The organism is Agromyces sp. GXS1127, assembly GCF_050565425.1.
Classification (GTDB): Bacteria; Actinomycetota; Actinomycetes; order Actinomycetales; family Microbacteriaceae; genus Agromyces.
In genome coordinates, this window is record NZ_JBOCIG010000003.1 from 224,787 (window position 1) to 244,390 (window position 19,604).

The 19,604-nt window shown below is 72.4% G+C and carries 19 protein-coding genes; 12 read left to right on the forward strand and 7 right to left on the reverse strand.

The window, feature by feature from the left end; translation table 11 throughout:
• Positions 1 to 2: 2 nt before the first annotated feature.
• The 5 genes from mtrB to secA all read left to right on the forward strand — a co-directional run bounded on the left by mtrB (position 3) and on the right by secA (position 8,008).
• Positions 3 to 1,742, forward strand: a complete 1,740-nt coding sequence (mtrB, locus tag ACQ393_RS06515; protein WP_430646015.1) for an MtrAB system histidine kinase MtrB — start codon at positions 3 to 5, stop codon at positions 1,740 to 1,742.
• The gene (locus ACQ393_RS06520) at positions 1,729 to 3,426 is read left to right on the forward strand and encodes an LpqB family beta-propeller domain-containing protein (RefSeq protein WP_430646016.1); all 1,698 of its coding nucleotides are present in this window, start codon (positions 1,729 to 1,731) and stop codon (positions 3,424 to 3,426) included. The genes mtrB and ACQ393_RS06520 overlap by 14 nt, the downstream gene beginning before the upstream one ends.
• Positions 3,427 to 3,528: 102 nt before the next feature.
• Positions 3,529 to 4,215, forward strand: a complete 687-nt coding sequence (locus ACQ393_RS06525) for a ComF family protein (protein ID WP_430646017.1) — start codon at positions 3,529 to 3,531, stop codon at positions 4,213 to 4,215.
• Between the two features lie 105 nt (positions 4,216 to 4,320).
• The gene (gene hpf, locus ACQ393_RS06530) at positions 4,321 to 5,028 is read left to right on the forward strand and encodes a ribosome hibernation-promoting factor, HPF/YfiA family (RefSeq protein WP_430646018.1); all 708 of its coding nucleotides are present in this window, start codon (positions 4,321 to 4,323) and stop codon (positions 5,026 to 5,028) included.
• 181 nt (positions 5,029 to 5,209) lie between these two features.
• A complete protein-coding gene (secA, locus tag ACQ393_RS06535; protein ID WP_430646019.1) occupies positions 5,210 to 8,008 on the forward strand; it encodes a preprotein translocase subunit SecA in 2,799 nt (932 codons plus the stop codon).
• A gap of 53 nt (positions 8,009 to 8,061) precedes the next feature.
• On the opposite strand, the gene ACQ393_RS06540 is transcribed toward secA, so the two are convergent.
• Entirely contained in the window at positions 8,062 to 9,321 is a 1,260-nt protein-coding gene (locus ACQ393_RS06540; RefSeq protein ID WP_430646020.1) for an adenylate/guanylate cyclase domain-containing protein, read from the reverse strand.
• Between the two features lie 118 nt (positions 9,322 to 9,439).
• On the reverse strand, positions 9,440 to 9,889 hold the full coding sequence (locus tag ACQ393_RS06545) for an Rv3235 family protein (protein WP_430646021.1): 450 nt from the start codon (positions 9,887 to 9,889) through the stop codon (positions 9,440 to 9,442).
• Between the two features lie 175 nt (positions 9,890 to 10,064).
• On the opposite strand from ACQ393_RS06545, the gene ACQ393_RS06550 reads away from it, so the two are divergent.
• Complete coding sequence (locus ACQ393_RS06550; protein ID WP_430646022.1) at positions 10,065 to 10,643, forward strand: hypothetical protein; 579 nt, start codon at positions 10,065 to 10,067, stop codon at positions 10,641 to 10,643.
• Between the two features lie 5 nt (positions 10,644 to 10,648).
• Here the strand turns inward: ACQ393_RS06550 and ACQ393_RS06555 are convergent, their stop codons facing one another.
• Positions 10,649 to 10,942, reverse strand: a complete 294-nt coding sequence (locus ACQ393_RS06555; RefSeq protein ID WP_430646023.1) for a helix-turn-helix domain-containing protein — start codon at positions 10,940 to 10,942, stop codon at positions 10,649 to 10,651.
• Positions 10,943 to 11,065: 123 nt separating this feature from the next.
• Between ACQ393_RS06555 and ACQ393_RS06560 the strand changes: the two genes are divergently transcribed.
• From ACQ393_RS06560 to ACQ393_RS06570, 3 genes are read left to right on the forward strand one after another with little or no spacing between them, the layout of a single operon-like run.
• On the forward strand, positions 11,066 to 11,695 hold the full coding sequence (locus ACQ393_RS06560; RefSeq protein WP_430646024.1) for a hypothetical protein: 630 nt from the start codon (positions 11,066 to 11,068) through the stop codon (positions 11,693 to 11,695).
• Complete coding sequence (locus tag ACQ393_RS06565) at positions 11,695 to 12,963, forward strand: AAA family ATPase (RefSeq protein WP_430646025.1); 1,269 nt, start codon at positions 11,695 to 11,697, stop codon at positions 12,961 to 12,963. The genes ACQ393_RS06560 and ACQ393_RS06565 overlap by 1 nt, the downstream gene beginning before the upstream one ends.
• A 30-nt stretch (positions 12,964 to 12,993) precedes the next feature.
• Positions 12,994 to 14,487, forward strand: coding sequence for a sensor histidine kinase (locus ACQ393_RS06570; RefSeq protein WP_430646026.1), 1,494 nt, complete (start codon positions 12,994 to 12,996; stop codon positions 14,485 to 14,487).
• A 203-nt stretch (positions 14,488 to 14,690) separates the two neighbouring features.
• Here the strand turns inward: ACQ393_RS06570 and ACQ393_RS06575 are convergent, their stop codons facing one another.
• Positions 14,691 to 14,939 carry a WhiB family transcriptional regulator gene (locus ACQ393_RS06575; RefSeq protein WP_055859573.1) on the reverse strand — a complete coding sequence of 83 codons (249 nt, stop codon included), beginning with the start codon at positions 14,937 to 14,939 and terminating at the stop codon, positions 14,691 to 14,693.
• A 196-nt stretch (positions 14,940 to 15,135) separates the two neighbouring features.
• Here ACQ393_RS06575 and ACQ393_RS06580 point away from each other — a divergent pair, with 196 nt between their 5' ends.
• Positions 15,136 to 15,549, forward strand: a complete 414-nt coding sequence (locus ACQ393_RS06580) for a hypothetical protein (RefSeq protein ID WP_430646027.1) — start codon at positions 15,136 to 15,138, stop codon at positions 15,547 to 15,549.
• Between the two features lie 70 nt (positions 15,550 to 15,619).
• Here the strand turns inward: ACQ393_RS06580 and bcp are convergent, their stop codons facing one another.
• The 3 genes from bcp to aroA are packed head-to-tail and all read right to left on the reverse strand — an operon-like array spanning position 15,620 to position 18,555.
• Positions 15,620 to 16,096, reverse strand: a complete 477-nt coding sequence (gene bcp, locus ACQ393_RS06585) for a thioredoxin-dependent thiol peroxidase (protein WP_430646028.1) — start codon at positions 16,094 to 16,096, stop codon at positions 15,620 to 15,622.
• A 51-nt stretch (positions 16,097 to 16,147) separates the two neighbouring features.
• Entirely contained in the window at positions 16,148 to 17,188 is a 1,041-nt protein-coding gene (gene rsgA, locus ACQ393_RS06590) for a ribosome small subunit-dependent GTPase A (RefSeq protein WP_430646029.1), read from the reverse strand.
• Positions 17,185 to 18,555, reverse strand: a complete 1,371-nt coding sequence (gene aroA / locus ACQ393_RS06595) for a 3-phosphoshikimate 1-carboxyvinyltransferase (RefSeq protein ID WP_430646030.1) — start codon at positions 18,553 to 18,555, stop codon at positions 17,185 to 17,187. The genes rsgA and aroA overlap by 4 nt, the downstream gene beginning before the upstream one ends.
• A gap of 107 nt (positions 18,556 to 18,662) precedes the next feature.
• Here aroA and ACQ393_RS06600 point away from each other — a divergent pair, with 107 nt between their 5' ends.
• Together ACQ393_RS06600 and rsrA are read left to right on the forward strand one after the other, a co-directional pair.
• On the forward strand, positions 18,663 to 19,322 hold the full coding sequence (locus tag ACQ393_RS06600; protein ID WP_430646031.1) for a sigma-70 family RNA polymerase sigma factor: 660 nt from the start codon (positions 18,663 to 18,665) through the stop codon (positions 19,320 to 19,322).
• On the forward strand, positions 19,319 to 19,576 hold the full coding sequence (gene rsrA / locus ACQ393_RS06605) for a mycothiol system anti-sigma-R factor (RefSeq protein WP_430646032.1): 258 nt from the start codon (positions 19,319 to 19,321) through the stop codon (positions 19,574 to 19,576). The genes ACQ393_RS06600 and rsrA overlap by 4 nt, the downstream gene beginning before the upstream one ends.
• Positions 19,577 to 19,604: the final 28 nt, after the last annotated feature.

The window sequence follows — 19,604 nt, forward strand, 5'->3', positions numbered from 1 at the left end:
CCATGTCCACCGCGGGGGGTCCGGCGCAGCGAGCCGCCGGCTGGTTCCGCGGTCGGGCGCGGCGCTTCGGCACGCTGTGGCGACGGTCGCTCCAGTTCCGCACCGTGCTCATCACGGTCGGACTGTCGAGCGTCGCCATCCTCGTCATCGGGTTCACGATCTCGTTCACAGTCGCCTCGAACCTCTTCCAGGCCCAGGTCGAGCGCGTCCTCGGCTCGTCGTCGACGGCCGCCGCGGCCGCGCAGGGCATCCTCGACGCCTCGGACGCCGTCGACCGTGCCACCGTGCAGGCCGTCACGTACTCGGCGATCGAGACGGTGATCGGCGTCTCCGGCAGCGACGACATCGCCCTCTTCCGGGCGCCCGGGACGACACCCGTGGCGATCGCACCGTCCGACTTCCTCAGCCCGGACCTGGGCGGGAAGATCTCGCCCGAGCTGCGTGAACTCGTGCAGGAGAACCCGGAGACGCAGTACTGGCAGTCGGTCGAGCTCGCCGACCGGGACGGCGAGCCCGTCCCGGGCATCGTGGTGGGCACCGACCTCCTGATGCCGGGGGGAGCCGGACGGTACGAGCTCTACGTCGGCTACGAGCTCGCCGACGCGGCGCAGACCCTCGCCTTCGTGCAGCTCACGGGCGCGATCGGCGCGGTCGCGCTGATCGCCCTGCTCAGCGCGATCACGCTCGTCGTGGTGCGCTGGGTGATCGAACCCATCCAGGCGGCCTCCGCGACGAGCCGCAGGCTCGCGGCGGGCGACCTCGGGGTACGACTGCCCGCGAAGGGCGAGGACGAACTCGCGGCGCTCGCCGAGTCCTTCAACGGCATGGCCGACACGCTCCAGGCCCGGATCCGGGAGCTGGCAGAACTCTCCGTGATGCAGCAGCGGTTCGTCAGCGACGTCTCGCACGAGCTGCGCACGCCGCTCACGACCATCCGGCTCGCGGGCGAGGTGCTCTACGCGCAACGCGACGAGTTCCCGCCCGCGACCGCGCGGACCGCCGAGCTGCTGAAGACCCAGACGGAGCGATTCGAGACGCTGCTCGCGGACCTCCTCGAGATCAGCCGGTACGACGCCGGGTCGGTCGAGCTCGAGACCGAGCCGACGAACCTCGTGAACCTCGCCGGGGAGTCCATCGAGTCGATGCACTCCCTCGCGCTCGAGCGCGGCAGCGAGCTCCGGCTCGAGGCGCCGGGAGGCCACCTCGACGCGGAGGTGGACCCCCGTCGCATCCGTCGCATCGTGCGCAACCTCATCGGGAACGCGATCGAGCACGGCGAAGGGCGGCCCATCGTCGTCTCGGTCGACTCGAACGCCACCGCGGTCGCGCTCTCGGTCCGCGACTACGGTCTCGGGATGCCGGACGAGGCGGCCCAGCGCGTGTTCGACCGGTTCTGGCGCGCCGACCCCAGCCGTCGCCGGACGATCGGCGGCACGGGCCTCGGCCTCGCGATCTCCCTCGAGGACGCGGTGGCGCACGGCGGCACGCTCGACGTGTGGTCGCGCGAGGGCCGCGGCACGGTGTTCCGGCTCGTGCTGCCCCGCGTCCGCAGCGGATCGGTCGAGGTCGTCCCGCCGCTGCCGCTCGAACCGGCCGATCCCGATGCGACCGGACCGGACCCGACCGGTCCCGACCTCGCGATCGCCGCGCAGGCGGGCACGGACCCCGCTCGCCCCGACTCCGCCGCCCCGCGCTCCGGCGCGGGATCCCTCATCCAGGAGGCCAGCGATGCCACGCCGTAGCGCCCGCACTCGCCTCGCGCGACTCGCGCTCGCCGCCGCGACGATCGCGGCCGCGCTCGCCGGGTGCGCGTCCATCCCGACGAGCGGGGCCGTGAACCAGGGCGACCCGGAGGCGACCGAGCAGGCGGTCGACGTCGACATCCTCCCTCGCGGTCCGCGCGAGGACGCCACGCAGCAGCAGATCCTCGAGGGCTTCATCGACGCCGCCGCGAGCCCGAGCGGCAACTACGAGATCGCCCGCCAGTTCCTGACGCCGACGTTCGCCGACGAGTGGGAATCGGACTCCGCGGTGTCGATCGACGTCCTCGCTGACCGGTCGTTCACGCAGCTCGGCGACGACCTGATCCGCATGCGCGTCGTGCCGCAGGCGAGCCTCGCCGAGAACGGCCACCTCATCGCCGCCGGATCCACCGAGCCCGTGCAGCTCGAGTACCGCTTCGAGCAGATCGGCGGCCAGTGGCGCATCGCGCTCGCCCCGCCCGGCGTGCTCATCGACGAGACCAGTTTCGGCCTGGTCTACCGCGACTACACCCTCGCCTTCTTCGATCCCCGGCTCCGATACGTCGTGCCCGACGTGCGCTGGTTCGCGGGGCGCGATTCGCTCCAGACCAGCATCGTGCGCGCCCTGCTCGCCGGCCCGGTCGAGTGGCTCGGTCCCGGCGTGACCTCGGCGTTCCCGGAGGACGTCGAGCTCGCGCAGTCCACGGTGCCCGTGACGGGCGGGACGGCGACCGTGGACCTCGCGGGTGCGGCGTTCGAGAACGTGCGGACCATCCAGCTGATGCAGTACCAGCTCGAGCAGAGCCTGGCCGGCGTCCGGAACGTCGACGACGTCTCGCTCACGCTGAACGGCGTCCCGCTCAGCGCACCGGAGACCACCGACCTGCCCGAGCGCACGCTCCGGGTCGACCCGCGCCCCGTCGTCTACGACGGGGAGGGCTTCGGCTACCTCTCCTCCACGGGGGAGCAGGTGACGCCCATCGACGGCGTCTCCGAGCAGGTCGTCGCCCTCGGGCCGCTCGGCGCCGCGCTCGGGTCGGGAGCGACCTCGGCCGCCGTGCTGGCCGAGGACGGCGTGCACCTCGTGCAGGAGGGCGCCGACCCCGTGCTGCTCGACCCGCGCGACGGGCTCATCACGCCCGCGCTCGACATCGACGGCGTGGTCTGGACCGTGCCGGCGGATGCGCCGGACGAACTCGCCTGGTCGACGGCGGACGTCAGCGGGCAGATCCCGGTGCCGTGGAATGCGGACCGGATCGTCTCGCTCCAGCTCAGCCGCGACGGCACGCGCATGGCGGCCCTGCTCGTCGACGGCACGCGGACGCGCCTCGTGGCGGCGTCGGTCGTCCGCGCCGACGACGGCACGCCGATCGAGCTCGGACCGGTGACCCTCGAGCTCGCCGCATCCGGCGGCACGCCGCTGGACGTCGCGTGGCTCGATTCCCGCACGGTCGGCACGCTGACGCAGACCGCGCCGGGGGAGACGAGGCTCACCGTGCAGGAGCTCGGCACGCCCGCCGAGTCCCGCGACGGACCCGAGGCGGGCATCCAGGTCGACGGCGCGAACAGCCTGCGCGACCTCCGCATCCTCACGTCGGAGGGCGACCTCGCCACGGGTGCGGGCGTCGGATGGCAGGTGCAGGCGCGCGACCTCCGCTTCCTCGCCACGCAGCAGACGGACTGACGTCGCCTCGTCCCGTCCTCCACGGACGGGCGTCGGCCGGTCGCCGCCGCATCGCCGGGCAGGCGACGGGAGGGCCGGGTCGTCCGGCGGCATCCTGCGGTGGTGACGTACCCGGCATCACCGTCCGGCGGGGTCCGCGCGGCCGTGCTCGACGCCCTCGCGCTGCTGCTCCCGGTCGACTGCGCCGGCTGCGGTCGGCCCGACCGGGGACTCTGCGACGGATGCCGCGCCGAGCTCGAGGTGCGTCCGGTCCGGGTCGATCGACCCGGGGCCGGCATCGCCGCGTGGGCGGCGCTGGAGTACGCGGGAACGGCGGCCCGCGTCATCCGGGCCTTCAAGGACGAGGGGCGCACGGATGTCGCACGCGTCCTCGGGCCGGCCCTGCGGCTCGCCCTCGCTCGCGCCGCGGCGGGCCTCGTCGGGCCGGAACCGCGCGAGGTGGCCGTCGTGCCGTCGACCGCGGCGGCGCACCGGGCGCGTGGATACCGACCGGTCGGCCTGCTCGTGCGGCGGGCCGGATTCGCGACCGCCGAGGTGCTCCGCGCGCATGCCCGCACCGACCAGGCCGCCCTCGGGCGCGAAGCGCGCCGCGTCAACTCCAGGGGGTCGTTCTCGGCTCGGGATCGCCTCGACGGCCGCCGCTTCGTGCTCGTCGACGACGTCGTGACGACGGGGTCGACGCTCGCCGACGCGGTCCGCGCCATCCGCGATGCCGGGGGCTCGGTGGATGCGATCGCGGTGCTCGCCCACACCCGCCTGCGAATCGGCCGAGCAGATCCGGACGCATGACGATCGACCCGTGACATCCGTCACCTCGGGGGCTACGGTGTCAGGACAGGCGTGGTCGAACCACCCCTTCAGAACCGGGTGACACGCCGGTGGATGGAGGTTGACATGGAACTGAACATCGTCGGACGAAACCTGGAAGTGACCGATCGATTCCGCGCCTACGTGGCCGAGAAGGCCGAGAAGGTCGCGAACCTGTCCGACCGAGCCATTTCGCTCGACATCAAGGTCAGCCGTCACAACGAGAAGAACGGGAACAACTCCGGCCTCGACCGGGTCGAGCTCACCCTCGTCGGCAAGGGCCCGGTGGTCCGCGCCGAGGCCGACGGGGCCGACAAGTACGCGGCGTTCGACGTCGCGCTCGGGCGGCTCCTCGAGCGCATCCGCCGCGCCAAGGACCGACGCAAGGTGCACCGGGGCAGTCGCCGACCCACCTCGCTCCGCGAGGCGACCGACGTGGGCTTCGCCGGCACGGGCGTGCAGGCCGCTGACGTCGAGATCCTCGAGAAGGTCCGCACCGGCAACATCCCGATCGTGGGCGAGGAGCCCGCGGCCGAGGAGGACGAGGACTACTCGCCCGTGGTGATCCGCCGCAAGGTCTTCGCGGCGACGCCCATGACCGTCGACGACGCGCTGTACCACATGGAGCTCGTCGGCCACGACTTCTACCTCTTCATCGACTCCGAGACGCACCGGCCGAGCGTCGTCTACTGCCGCAAGGGCTGGGACTACGGCGTGATCTCGCTCGACGAGCACGCGCAGGCCGACCAGGCCGAGGCCGCGGAGGCGCTCGGACTGGCGCGCACCAGCGCCTGAGCGCCATCCGCTCCTGCTCCGACGGCCCCGGCCGGCGCACGCCGCGTCCGGCCGGGGCGGTCGCCCAGTCCGCTGCCCAGTAGCATGGCTATGATGACCGTCTGCAAGGCGGATCCTCCGGCGTGCGCGGGTGCCCCACCCCGACGTCGCACGCCTGAACGACAACACTGGAGAGCAGTTCGTGGCTTCGATTCTGGAAAAGGTCCTCCGCGTCGGCGAGGGTCGCACGCTCAAGCGGCTCGAGAACTACGCCGCCGCGATCAACGCCCTCGAAGACGACTTCCGGGCCCTCAGCGACGAGGAGCTCAAGCACGAGACCGTGGAGCTGCGCGAGCGCTACGGCAACGGCGAGTCGCTCGACGACCTGCTGCCCGAGGCGTTCGCCGCGGTCCGCGAGGCGAGCCGTCGCACCCTCGGCCTGCGGCACTTCGACGTGCAGCTCATGGGCGGCGCCGCCCTGCACCTCGGCAACATCGCCGAGATGAAGACCGGTGAGGGCAAGACGCTCGTCGCCACGACGGCCGCCTACCTCAACGCCCTCACGAGCCGCGGCGTCCACATCGTCACGGTCAACGACTTCCTCGCGAGCTACCAGTCCGAGCTGATGGGTCGCGTCTTCCGCGCCCTCGGCATGACGACCGGATGCATCGTGGCCGGCCAGACGCCGGCCGTGCGGCGCGAGCAGTACGCGGCCGACATCACCTACGGCACGAACAACGAGTTCGGCTTCGACTACCTGCGCGACAACATGGCGTGGCAGGCGGCCGACATGGTCCAGCGCGGCCACTACTTCGCGATCGTCGACGAGGTCGACTCGATCCTCATCGACGAGGCGCGCACCCCGCTCATCATCTCCGGCCCCTCGTCGGGCGAGGCGAACCGCTGGTTCACCGAGTTCGCGAACCTCGCCAAGCGACTCGTCCCCGGCGACGACTACGAGGTCGACGAGAAGAAGCGCACGGTCGGCGTGCTCGAGCCGGGCATCGAGAAGGTCGAGGACTACCTCGGCATCGACAACCTCTACGAGTCGGCGAACACGCCGCTCATCTCCTTCCTGAACAACTCGATCAAGGCGAAGGCGCTGTTCAAGAAGGACAAGGACTACGTCGTGATGAACGGCGAGGTGCTCATCGTCGACGAGCACACCGGCCGCATCCTGGTCGGCCGCCGCTACAACGAGGGCATCCACCAGGCGATCGAGGCGAAGGAGGGCGTGCAGGTCAAGGCCGAGAACCAGACCCTCGCGACCGTCACGCTGCAGAACTACTTCCGCCTCTACGACAAGCTGTCGGGCATGACCGGTACCGCCGAGACCGAGGCGGCCGAGTTCATGTCGACCTACAAGCTCGGGGTCGTTCCCATCCCGACGAACAAGCCGATGGTCCGCATCGACCAGCCCGACCTCGTCTACAAGAACGAGGAGTCGAAGTTCGCCCAGGTCGTGGAGGACATCGTCGAGCGGCACAAGAAGGGCCAGCCGGTCCTCGTCGGCACGACGAGCGTCGAGAAGAGCGAGTACCTGTCGCGGCTGCTCGCCAAGAAGGGCGTGCGGCACGAGGTCCTGAACGCGAAGAACCACGCCCGCGAGGCCGCGATCGTGGCCCAGGCCGGGCGGTACGGCGCCGTGACCGTCGCGACCAACATGGCCGGCCGCGGAACCGACATCATGCTGGGCGGCAACGCCGAGTTCCTCGCCGTACAGCGGATGCACGAGCGGGGTCTCAGCCCCGTCGACACCCCCGACGAGTACGAGGCGGCGTGGGACGCCGTCTTCGACCAGACCAAGGCCGAGACCGCCAAGGAAGGCGAGAAGGTGCTCGCCGCGGGCGGCCTCTACGTGCTCGGCACCGAGCGGCACGAGTCGCGGCGCATCGACAACCAGCTGCGCGGGCGCTCCGGCCGTCAGGGCGATCCCGGCGAGAGCCGCTTCTACCTCTCGCTCACCGACGACCTCATGCGCCTCTTCAACGCCGGCGCGGCCGAGAGCCTGATGTCGCGCGGCGTGCCCGACGACGTCGCGATCGAGTCGAAGGTCGTCACGCGTGCCATCCGCTCGGCGCAGTCGCAGGTCGAGGCCCGGAACGCCGAGATCCGCAAGAACGTCCTGAAGTACGACGACGTCCTGAACCGTCAGCGTGAGGCGATCTACTCCGACCGCCGGCACATCCTCGAGGGCGACGACCTCCACGATCGCGTGCAGGTGTTCCTCGAGCAGGTGATCGACGAGGTGCTCGACGAGCACACGGCGGCGGGCAGCCCGGACGAGTGGGACTTCGACGCCCTCTGGACCGAGCTCAAGACGCTCTACCCGATCGGGATCACGATCGACGAGGTCGTCGCCGAGGCCGGCGAGAAGGGCCGCGTGAACCGCGACTTCGTCCGGCGCGAGATCCTCTCCGACGCCAAGCTCGCCTACGAGCGACGCGAGCAGCAGCTCGGCAGCCCCGCGATGCGCGAACTCGAGCGGCGCGTGGTGCTCTCGGTCATCGACCGCCGCTGGCGCGACCACCTGTACGAGATGGACTACCTGAAGGACGGCATCGGCCTGCGGGCGATGGCGCAGCGCGACCCGCTGGTCGAGTACCAGCGCGAGGGCTACGCGATGTTCCAGCAGATGATGGGCTCCATCCGCGAGGAGACCGTGGGCTTCCTGTTCAACCTCGAGGTCGAGGTCGCCCCGCAGGAGGGCGTCGCCGGTCCGCGCATCGAGGCCAAGGGGCTCCAGCGGCCGACCGCGCCCGCCGAGAAGCTCAGCTACACCGCGCCGAGCGACTCGGGCGGCGTCGAGGTCCGCAACCAGCGCGGGCAGCTGCAGCAGGCGGCGACCCAGCGGGCACGGCGGGCGGTGGCCCAGCAGCAGTCGGGCGGGCAGCAGCCGCAGGCGCCGGCCGCACGCGGTGCGTTCGGCCAGCGGCAGGAGGGCGACGCCGGCCCCATGAACCGACAGGAGCGTCGCGCCCAGGAGCGCCGCGGGCGCTGACGCCCCACGATGCACGAACGGCCCGGGACCTCCCGGGCCGTTCGCCGTTCCGCTCAGGCGTTCGCGAGCCGCGCCTCGAGGAAGGACGTGTGCACCCCACCGAGCCCCTTGAGCTCCACGATGCCGCGCTCGGTGACCGCGAACGCATCGCCGAGACCGGCCACGACCCGATCGGTGACCTGCACGGCGCCGACCGGTGCGCTGGACTGCATGCGGCTCGCCGTGTTGACGGTGGCCCCGTAGACGTCCCACAGGAACCGCGAGTCGCCGATCACCCCGGCGACCACCGGTCCGACGTCGATGCCGATGCGCAGGCGGATGCCGCTCCGCCCGCCGATCGCGTGCGCCGCCGCGATCCCGCGAAGCCCCAGGGCGAGGTCGGCGAGGGCCGCCAGGTCGACCGCGCCGGAGGGACCGCCGCTGATCGCGAGGTAGGCGTCGCCGATCGTCTTGACCTTGGTCACGCCGAGCCGGGCGGCGAGCGCATCGAACTCGCGCAGCAGCCCGTTGAGGTCGTGGACGAGGTCGTCGGCCGTCACCGACTCGGACAGGCTCGTGAACTCCACGATGTCGGCGAACAGGACGCCGACGCGGTCGTACCGGTCGGCGATGGGGCGCTCGCCGGCGGCGAGCCGGTCGGCGATGGCGTCGGGCAGCACGTTGCGGAGGAGCCGATCGCTCCGGTCGCGCTCCTCGGCCAGTGCCGCGGCGAGACGGTCCCGCGAGCGCACGTAGGAGGCCATGGCGACGTACATGATGGTCGAGATCGAGGCGATGTTCACGGCGAAGAAGACCGTGACGACGGCGGGATCGAGCGCGGGGACCGCCGCCTGCAGGATCGGTTCGAGCGGGACCATGGCGGCGACCGCGACCGTGAACACGGCGAAGACGACCCACGGCCGGCCGACCCGCGTGAAGGAGAGGGCTCCGACGGGCGCGGCGAGCGAGAACAGGATGACGGCGCTGGACTGCACGAACCCGCCGAGCGCGATGTGCGCGAGCGGCGGCAGCACGAGGAACATCGTCAGCTGCGAGCTCCGCAGCCACCGGTCGGACCGAGTCCGCCGAAGGATCAGCAGCCCGATCACGGTGAACGCCACGTAGACGGTCGGGATCGCCGCCGCGACCGGACGCCCGAGGGCGTAGTAGAACACCGCCCACGGGGTGACGACCATCGCGGTGAACAGGGCGGTGAAGGTCAGGACGGACTTCTCCATGCGACGGTCGTCGTCGTCCTCGATGGCGAAGCCGACGGACGCCACCGCGGCGAGGAGCCGCGATGCGGTTTCGGCGCCGGGCGGGGTGCGCTCCATCGCACGAGCCTATTGGATGGCCCGGCCGAGCCGGGAGGGCGACCGCGATCCGGAGGGCGTGTCCACCCTGCGGGATCAGGGGAGCGGGGAGACGCGTGCCCGAGCAGGCCCGCCGGGCTCACAGCACGCTGATCACGCTCGCCCGCCAGCGCTGGTCGAGTCCCTCGAGGCGGATGGCGACCGCGCGCGACCGTGCGCGCTGGTGCACCATGACGACGGCCTCGACGATGCCGTCGGCGGGCTCGCTGAGGTGGACGCGGCCGACGGAGAACGCGGGCCGTTGCGGGACGAGGCCCTTCACCCGTCGGGCCCGGGCGGCGAGCACGACGCGCTTGGACAGGTTCCGGTACACGTCGTCGGTGACCCACCGGGCGAGCTGCTCGAGGTCGCGCGCGCCGGCGAGGACCTCGATCACGCAGTGCGTGAGGTGGCGCAGCACGGGCTCGGGATCCGGGAGCTCGTCCCGGCCGGCCCGCTGCCGGGCGAAGTACTCGTCGAGGTCGAGTCGGCGGGCACTCGTCCCGTGGATCGCGGCGCTGCGAGGCGCGCCGGTCTGGCGTGCGGTCATGACGGCTCCAGTAGGGCGGGGCGATCGGCGGGGGTCCGACGCGACGTGCCCCCTCTTCGGGGGTGCTCGGGTGGTCTAGATCGAACGCTAGGGGCGCGGCGTCGCGGGTGTCAAGGAAAATCGCGACCTGTGGAGAACCCGGTCGCCGCGTGCCCGTCGAGGCTAACGTCGCCGCATGCGGTGGGAGCGACTCTTCGACGACCTCGAGACGCAGCTCGACCACGACCGTCGCGAGGAGGAGCGGGCGATCGCGGTCGAGTCGGAGCGCGCGCGCGTCGGTCGGCTGCAGCTGCGCGACCGGATCGCCGCGATGGCGGCGGCCGAGGGCGGAACCGTGCGCGTGGAGCTCGTCGACGGCTCGTCACTGCAGCTGCGTCCGACGGCGTTCGGGCGCGATTGGATCGGAGGCGTCCCGTCGACGCCGTCCAACGCCCAGTGCGTCGTCCCGATCGCGGCGATCGCCGCGGTCGCCGCGAGTCGTGGGCAACTCGAGGCGAGCCTCGCTCCGCGGCCCGCGCCGGCCGGTCTCGTCGAGCGGATCGGCCTCGCCTTCGCCCTGCGCGACCTCGGCCGCCGGCGGACGGCCGTCGAGCTGCGAACGCTCGACGGTCGGTGCCACGGCACCATCGACCGGGTCGCCGCGGATCACCTCGACCTCGCCCTGCACGAGTCGGGCGCGCCGCGCCGCGAACGCGAGGTGCGAGGCTACCGCCTGGTGCCGCTCGACCGCATCGTGCTCGTCACCACGGCCTGATCGGCTCAGTCGACGGGGCGCAGCCCGCCGGCGCGTGCGCCGGAGAACTCGATGACGTTGGCGAACTCGCCCTCGTTGAAGGCCACCTCGCGCCGCGTCGACTCGTAGCGCACGTCGATGAACACCTCGAGCTGGGCGCGTTCGACCCGCCACGGGCCGCGGTCGCCGACCCGGATCGCCGGCAGCTCGCCGGACATCACCAGCTCGTGCACGGTCTCGACGTCGACCGCGAGCACCTCCGCCGCATCGGCGATGGTGAGGAAGCGGCCGAGCGGTTCTCCGGCAGCGTGGTGGACCATGCCTCAAGTATCGGCGCGCGGCGCACGGACCGGGTCCCGTGTGGATAACTTCACGGCGTCCTCTCGGACTCGGGCGACGATGGATGCCGGTCGCCCGCCCGGTGCGGCCGGGAAGGATGACCGATGCCGGAACGTCCGACGCGACCCGGCCGCGAGCGGCGGCGGATGGACCCCCGACTGCTGCTGGGGCTCGTCCTCGTCGGCGCCTCGACGATCGGGGTCTGGGCCGTCGTGGAGGCGCTCGACGACACCACCGAGGTCCTCGTCGCACCGGCGACCGTCACGGTCGGCTCCCGACTGACGCTCGCCGACCTCAGGGTCGAGTCGGTGCGACTCGGGGCGCTCGCCGACGGCTACCTCGCGCCCGGCGACGTGCCCGAGGGCGGCGTGGTCGTCACGCGGACGGTCCGTGGCGGCGAGCTCGTTCCCGCGGCCTCCGTGGGCGACGCCGGCGCTGCCGAGGTCGCCACCGTGGTCGTCCCCAGCCGCGGCCCGCTCGCACGGGGCATCGCACCCGGAGCGATCGTGGACGTCTGGGCCGCGGGCGAACTCGAGCGAGGCCGGTACGAGCCGCCGGCGGTGCTCGTGTCCGGCGCCGAGGTCGCGGCGGTCCTGGAGTCCGAGGGCATGGTCGCCGACGGCCCCAGCGTCGAACTGCTCGTCCCTCGCGCGAAGACCGCCGCCGTGCTCGAGGCGCTCGCCTCGGGCGATGCGATCGACCTCGTCCCCGCCTCCGGCGCGGGCGCCGGCTGATGGCGCGCCTCGCCCTCGCGCTGGAGCCGTCCGTCGAGGACCGCATCCTCGCGGACCTCGTGGAGGCGGGCCACGTCATCGTCGCCCGGGTGGTCGGGCGGCGCGACGTCATCGACTGCCTCGACGTGCTCGGCCCCGAGGTCGTCGTGGTCGGCGCCGGCCCGGCCACGTTCGACGCCGAACTGCTCGCCGCCTGCGACCGGCGTGGCATCCGGATCATCGCATTGGCCGCCTCGGACCGCGAGCGGGCCGAGGCCAACCGCATCGGCCTGCACGAGGTCCTCGACGCCGAGGCCGATCCGGCCGAGCTCGAGGCCCTCCTCGTCGGCGGGCCGGCCGTGCCGTCCCGCCTCGGCGACGAGGGCGAGGCGGCCGCCGCGCCGCGCCGGGGCCAGCCGGGTCCGGGGCTGGTGACGGTGTGGGGCCCGGCCGGCGCGCCCGGCCGGACGACGACGGCCGTCGGCCTGGCCGCCGAGCTCGCCGCGGCCGGCCACCTGGTCGCGCTCGTCGACGCCGACCCCTACGGCGGGGCGATCGCCCCCGCGCTCGGGCTGCTCGACGAGGCTCCCGGGTTCGCGTCGGCCTGCCGGCTCGCCGGGTCGGGGGCGCTCGACCGGGTCGAGCTCGAGCGCATCGCGCAGCGGTACTCGTCGCCCAGGGCGTCCTTCGACGTCTTCACCGGCCTCGTGGGGCCGAGCCGCTGGCCCGAGCTCTCGCACGAGCGCGTCGCCGAGGCCCTGCGCGTCATGCGCGCGCGGTACGAGTTCGTCGTCGTCGACGCCGGCTTCAGCCTCGAACGCGACGACGAGCTCACGAGCGATCCCTTCGCGCCGCGACGCAACGCGGCGACGTTCACGGCGCTCGCGGCCGCGGACCGGGTCGTCGCGGTCGGCCTCGCCGATCCCGTCGGACTGTCCCGGCTGCTGCGGGGCCACGCCGAGCTCGTCGAGCACGTCGACCCCGATCGCATCGACGTCGTCGTGAACCGCGTCCGCACGAGCGCGTTGGGCATCGACGCCCACGCGCAGGTGCGGCAGACGCTGCGCCGATTCGCCGGTCTCGCCGACGCGGTGCTGCTCCCGCACGACGGCCGGTCGACGGATGCCGCGATCCTCACGGCCCGCACGCTGCGCGACGCCGCACCGCGCTCGCCTCTCCGGGCGGCGCTGCGCTCGTACGTCGACGACCGATTGATCCCGCCGGCGACCGAGTCGCGTCGCCGGCGCGGCGCGTTCGCGGCGCTCCGCCGCAGCTCGGCCGCGGCCTGAGCGGTCCGTCCGGGTGGGTACGCTTGACCCGTGTCGACCCTCAGTGACCTCGTCCTCGCCCAGGGGCGCAGCAGCCAGGCCGACGTCGACTGGCTGCACATGCTCGTCGGCGACCTGCAACTGCTCGCCGACCTCGCCTTCGCCGACATCGTGCTGTGGGTGCCCTCGGGCGACGACGGGTTCGTCGCGGTCGCCCACTCGCGACCGTCGAGTGCGGCGACCCTGTTCTACCGCGACTTCGTCGGGCAGGGCATCCGGACCGAGTGGCGCGACCTCGTCTCGCAGGCGTACGGGTCGCGCGAGATCCAGGAGTCCTCGGCGCCCGACTGGTACGAGGAGATGCCGACGCGCGTGCGCGCCGTCCCGGTCATGCGCCGCCTCTCGGTGACCGGCACCGCGCTCGCGCCCGAGCCCGTCGCCGTGATCACCCGGCACACCAACCTGGGCTCGACACGCACCCCGAGTCGCCAGGAGCTCACCTTCAACGACTGCGCCGGCGAGCTGTTCCAGATGATCGCATCCGGCGACTTCCCCGACCTCGGCGCGCCGACCGGCCCGCGCCGCGGGGCGCCGCGCGCCTCCGACGGGCTGATCCGCCTCGACGTCGACGGGGTGACGACGTTCGCGAGCCCCAACGCGCTCTCGGCATTCAACCGCATGGGCTTCGACGACGAGCTCGAGGGGCAGTCGCTCGCCGACGTCGCGACGAGGCTCCTCAGCGGCAAGCTCGACGTCGACGAGTCGCTCCCGCTCGTGGTGACCGGCCGTGCGCCCTGGCGCACCGACGTGGAGTCGCGCGGCGTGACGGTGTCGCTCCGCGCCATCCCGATCCGGCGTCGCGGCGAGCGCACCGGCGCGATCGTCCTGACCCGCGACGTGACCGAGCTGCGCCACCAGGAGCAGGAGCTCATCACCAAGGACGCGACGATCCGCGAGATCCACCACCGGGTGAAGAACAACCTGCAGACCGTGGCCTCGCTGCTGCGCATCCAGGCGCGCCGCACCCACTCCGACGAAGCCCGCGACGCCCTCACCCAGGCGATGCGTCGCGTCGGCGCGATCGCCGTGGTGCACGACACCCTCTCCGAGGGGCTCACGCAGAACGTGGACTTCGACGAGGTCTTCGACCGGGCGCTGCTGCTCGTCGCCGAGGTGGCCGCGGCCCACAACACGACCGCGCATCCGAAGAAGTCGGGCACGTTCGGCGTGCTGCCCAGCGAGTACGCGACACCGCTCGCGCTCGCCCTCACCGAGCTCGTCACCAACGCCGTCGAGCACGGTCTCGCCGGTCAGGAGGGCGACGTCGAGGTCATCGCGGACCGGTCCGAGACGATGCTCACGGTCCAGGTGCGCGACAGCGGCTCGGGCCTGCCCGAGGGCAAGGTCGGTGAGGGCCTCGGCACGCAGATCGTCCGCACCCTGATCCAGGGCGAGCTCGGCGGCACCATCGACTGGCACACGGTCGTCGGCAGCGGCACCGAGGTGACGATCGAGGTTCCGCTGCGCTGGATCACGAAGGCCTGACGCCGAAACGACGACCTGACGCCGGCACAAGGCCCGACGCCGTCACGACGGCCGGCCGCCGGCGGACATGCGGACGGCACCCGCTCGATCGCGGGTGCCGTCCGGTCCGGGTGCTGCGGGGAGGTCGCGCGCCCGTGCGGGGCTCGGTTCCGTCCGATGGAACGGGGGGCGACGGAACCGGGGACGCGCGGATCGCGCGCCGGTCAGCCGGCGCGACGTGCGCGAGCGGCGCGGCGCTTCAGGGCGCGGCGCTCATCTTCGCTGAGACCGCCCCACACGCCCGAGTCCTGACCGGTCTCGAGGGCGTACTGGAGGCAGATCTCGGTGACGGTGCATCGGGCGCAGACCGCCTTGGCCTTCTCGATCTGGTCGACGGCCGGACCGGTGTTGCCGACGGGGAAGAAGAGTTCCGGGTCAGCGGTGAGGCAGGCGGCTTTGTCGCGCCAATCCATGGAGATGCTCCTTGTTTCATCGGTTCGCAGCGGACGCACGCGTGCGCAGCCGGAAACCGGCGGTGCTGCAGGGGGAAAGCCGAATCTCGGGAAGTAGGATCGTGGGAAGCGATCGGCTCACGTCCCTGTGAGCATCAATTCGGCCTTGTAAATGGTCGCATAGCGAGAGAAGCGAATCAAGAGTGGTCTTCGGGAGATGCCTGTGAATCCGGGCGGCGTTCGGGCCGCGTTCGTGACCGTCGTCGCCCTGCTGTTCGCGGAGGCCGGAGCGCTCGTCGCGGTGCTCGTGTGGCTCGTCGTCGACCTGCTCGTACTGCAGCCGTCGTCGTTCGCGACGGCCGTGGCGCTCGTCGTCGTGGTGGCGATCGCGGCCGCCTGGATCACGGCGTCGGCGGTGGCATCCGCGCGTCGTGCCCCCTGGTCGCGTGCGGCCGCCATCGTCTGGCAGGTGCTGCAGGTCTCGATCGCCGTCGGGGCGTTCCAGGGCCTGTTCGCGCGACCCGACGTCGGCTGGCTGCTCCTCGTCCCGGCGATCACGGTGATCGGCCTGCTGCTGTGGCCGCCGGTCCGGGAGCTCTACGCACGGCCGGAGGACGCGCCGGCCGGCTGATCGACGGAGACGGCGACGGGCGGCCGCCGCATGACGACGACCGCCCGACCCGAGCGGATGACGGGACGGCTCAGCCGTCGATCCCGAGTTCCCGGCGGATCCGGGCGACGTGCCCGGTCGCCTTGACGTTGTACATGGGCTTCTCGATGCGACCCTCCTCGTCGATGACGAAGGTCGAGCGGATGGAGCCCGTCACGGTCTTGCCGTAGAGCTGCTTCTCGCCCCAGGCGCCGTAGGCCTGCTGCACCGCGAGGTCGGTGTCGGAGAGCAGCGGGAAGTTCAGGCCGTCGCGATCGGCGAACTCCTTGAGCTTTGACACCTCGTCCTTCGAGACCCCTACGACGCGCACGCCGGCGCCCGCGAACGAGTTCAGGTGGTCGCGGAAGTCGCACGCCTCGGTCGTGCAGCCGGGCGTCATCGCGGCGGGGTAGAAGTAGAGCACGACCTTCCGCCCGCGCAACGAGGAGAGCGTGACGGGCGAGCCGTCCTGGTCGGGGAGCGTGAAGTCGGGCGCGAGGTCGCCGGCGGCGAGTCGAACGTCGGTCATGCCTCAATCGTAGGCAGGGCGACGGATGCCGCGTGCGCGTCGTCGTCGTCGCTAGGCGAACGTCGCGAGGAGCCGCTGGAGCGAGTCCAGCCGAGTGCGCCCGGATTCGCCGAGCTCGCCCGCCTCGACGGCCTCGATGATCGCGCAGTCGGGGGAGTCGGGCAGGTGCGTGCACCCGCGCGGGCAGTCCTCCGCGATGCGGGCGAGGTCGGCGAACGCGCCGAGGATGTTCGCGGGGTCGACGTGGCCCAGCCCGAACGAGCGCACGCCGGGGGTGTCGATGACCCAGCCCGTGCGTCCGTCGTGCTCGAGGCGCAGCGAGACCGTCGAGGACGACGTATGGCGCCCGCGCCCGGTGACCACGTTGACGTGCCCGGTCGCGCGGTTGGCGTCGGGGACCAGGGCGTTCACGAGCGTGGACTTGCCGACGCCGGAGTGGCCGACGAACACCGTACGGTGCGCGACGAGCTGCTCGGAGATCTCGTCGAGCGGCATGGCGTCGGTCCGGCTGAGGAAGACCGGCAGGTCGAGGCCGGCGAAGTTGGCCAGGAACGGCGCGGGGTCCGCGAGGTCGGTCTTCGTGACGCAGACGAGCGGGGCGATGCCCGCGTCGTATGCGGCGACGAGGTACCGGTCGACGAGCCGGACGCGCGGCTCGGGGTTGGCGGCGGCGATGACGATGAGCATCTGGTCGGCGTTGGCGACGATCACGCGCTCGACGGCGTCGGTGTCGTCCGCGCTCCGCCGGAGGAGGGTCGAACGCTCGCGGATGCGCACGATGCGCGCGAGCGTGCCCTCGTCGCCCGACGTGTCGCCCACGAGGTCGACGCGGTCGCCCGTCACGACCGACTTGCGGCGCAGCTCGCTCGCCCGCGCCGCCGTGATCTCGCGCTCGTCCTCGGCGCCCTCGTCGACGAGGACCGCGTACCGGCCGCGGTCGACGCCCAGCACGAACCCCGTGTCGGCGTCGGCGTGCTCGGGCCGCACCTTGGTGCGCGGCCGGCTGCCCTTGCGGTTCGGGCGGACCCGGACGTCGGCCTCGTCGTACTCCCCGTACTCCTCGTCCTCGTCGTCCGTGTCCCACCAGCTCATCCGAGCATCCGCTCCCAGAGCTCGGTGAACTGCGGCAGCGTCTTCGAGGTCGACCCGATGTCGTCGACGACGACGCCGTCGACCGCGAGCCCGACGATCGCGCCCGTCGTCGCCATGCGGTGGTCCTCGTACGCCCTCCACTCGCCGCCGTGGAGCGGCGCCGGCTCGATGCGCAGTCCGTCGTCGAGCTCGGTGACTCGACCGCCGAGGCCGTTCAGCTCGGCCGCGAGCGCCGCGAGGCGGTCGGTCTCGTGGTGGCGGATGTGCCCGATGCCCGTGATCGTGCTCGGCTCGTCGGCGAACGCCGCGAGTGCGACGAGGTTCGGGACGAGCTCGCCGGCCTCCGACAGGTCGAGATCGACCCCGCGGATGCCGCGGCTCCCGTCACGCGCCGGCGTCGGCGCGTGCACGGTGAGCCGGTCGCCCTCGCGCTCGACCCGCGCCCCGAACCGGGGGAGCAGGTGATCGAGCTGCGCGCCGACCTGCGTGGTCTCGTCGGGCCATCCGGAGATCGTGACCGACCCGCCCGCGACGAGCGCGGCGACGAGGAACGGCGCGGCGTTCGACAGGTCGGGCTCGATGTCGACGTCGCGCGCGGCGATCGGGCCGGGCGCGACGCGCCAGCGACCGACCGAGGGCTGCTCGACCTCGACGCCGCGACGCGCGAGGGTGTCGATCGTCATCTCGATGTGCGGCAGGCTCGGGAGCCGCTCGCCCGCGTGCGTCAGGTCGAGCCCGCGCTCGAACCGCGGCGCCGACAGCAGGAGCCCGGAGACGAACTGGCTCGACGCCGAGGCGTCGATCGTGAGCTCGCCGCCCTCGACGCGCCCGGTGCCGTGCACCGTGAACGGCAGCGCCCAACGGCCGTCGTCGTCGAGGTCGACGCCGATGCCGCGCAGGCCCTCGATGACCCCGCGCATCGGTCGGCGGTACGCGGAGGCGTCGCCGTCGAACGTCGTCGGCCCGAGCGCGAGCGCCGCGACGGCCGGAAGGAACCGCATGACCGTGCCCGCGAGCCCGCAGTCGATCGTCGTCGACCCGAACAGCTCGTCGGCGGGCGTCACGCGGAGGTCGTCGCCGAACCCGCCGGTTCCCGGCATCCGCTCGAACCCGACCCCGAGCGCGCGGAGCCCCTCGACCATGAGCTCGCTGTCGCGCGACCAGAGCGGCGCGCGCAGCGTCGACGGTCCGTCGGCGAGGGCGGCCAGGATCAGTTCGCGATTCGTGAGCGACTTCGAGCCCGGCAGCGACAGCGAGGCCGAGAGCGGGGCGGATGCCACGGGCGCGCGCCATCCGTCATCCGTCTCGGTCTGGCGGTTGTCGCCGTACGGATCGAACTCCGGCGCGGAATACCTCGAGATCTGCATCGGTTACCAACAGTAGCGTCCGGTGAGCAGGAAGGAGTCGGTGCGTGTCACTCGCGGTACTCGATCGCCCGGTCCGCTCGGAGGCCGACGATCTAGGATGGCCCCTGATGAGCGACGACTCCGCCACCCCGGCCGGCGAGACCCGGCCCGACGAGGCGACCCCCGACGACGACCAGCGCGACCTCGGCGCCCTGTTCGAGGAACAGGCGCTGCCGTTCATCGACCAGCTCTACGCGGCCGCGCTGCGCATGACGAAGAACCCCGCCGATGCGCAGGACCTCGTGCAGGAGACCTTCGTGAAGGCCTACGCGGCGTTCGCGTCGTTCAAGCAGGGCACGAACCTCAAGGCATGGCTGTACCGGATCCTCACCAACACCTTCATCAACAGCTACCGCAAGAAGCAGCGCGAGCCCTACCAGGGCACGATCGACGAGCTCGAGGACTGGCAGCTCGGCGGCGCCGAGTCGACCACGGCGTCCTCGAGCCGGTCGGCCGAGGCCGAGGCGATCGACCACCTGCCCGACTCGGCCGTGAAGGACGCGCTGCAGGCGCTGCCCGAGGACTTCCGGCTCGCCGTCTACTTCGCCGACGTCGAGGGATTCTCCTACCAGGAGATCGCCGACATGATGAACACCCCGATCGGGACCGTGATGAGTCGCCTGCACCGCGGCAGGCGGATGCTCCGCGAGTCCCTCGCCGACTACGCCAGCGAGCGCGGATTCGCCGCGACGCAGCCGGCGGCCCGATCCTCCAGGAGCACGAGATGACCGACTGCGGCTGCGACAAGGCGAAGGCCGAACTCGAGGAGTACCTGCACAACGAACTGCGCAGCGAGGATGCCGCGGACATCCGCGAGCACGTCGCGAACTGCGCCGACTGCCGGAACGAACTGCGCGTGGGCGTCGCGATCACCGAGGTGGTCCAGCGGGCGTGCCGCGAGAGCGCGCCCGAGGAGCTCCGCGCGGTCGTGCTGACCCGCATCCGGGCGGTCCAGTCCGGGCACGACGTCCTCGCCGACTGACCTCCTCCGCGTGAGCGGATCCGCCCGC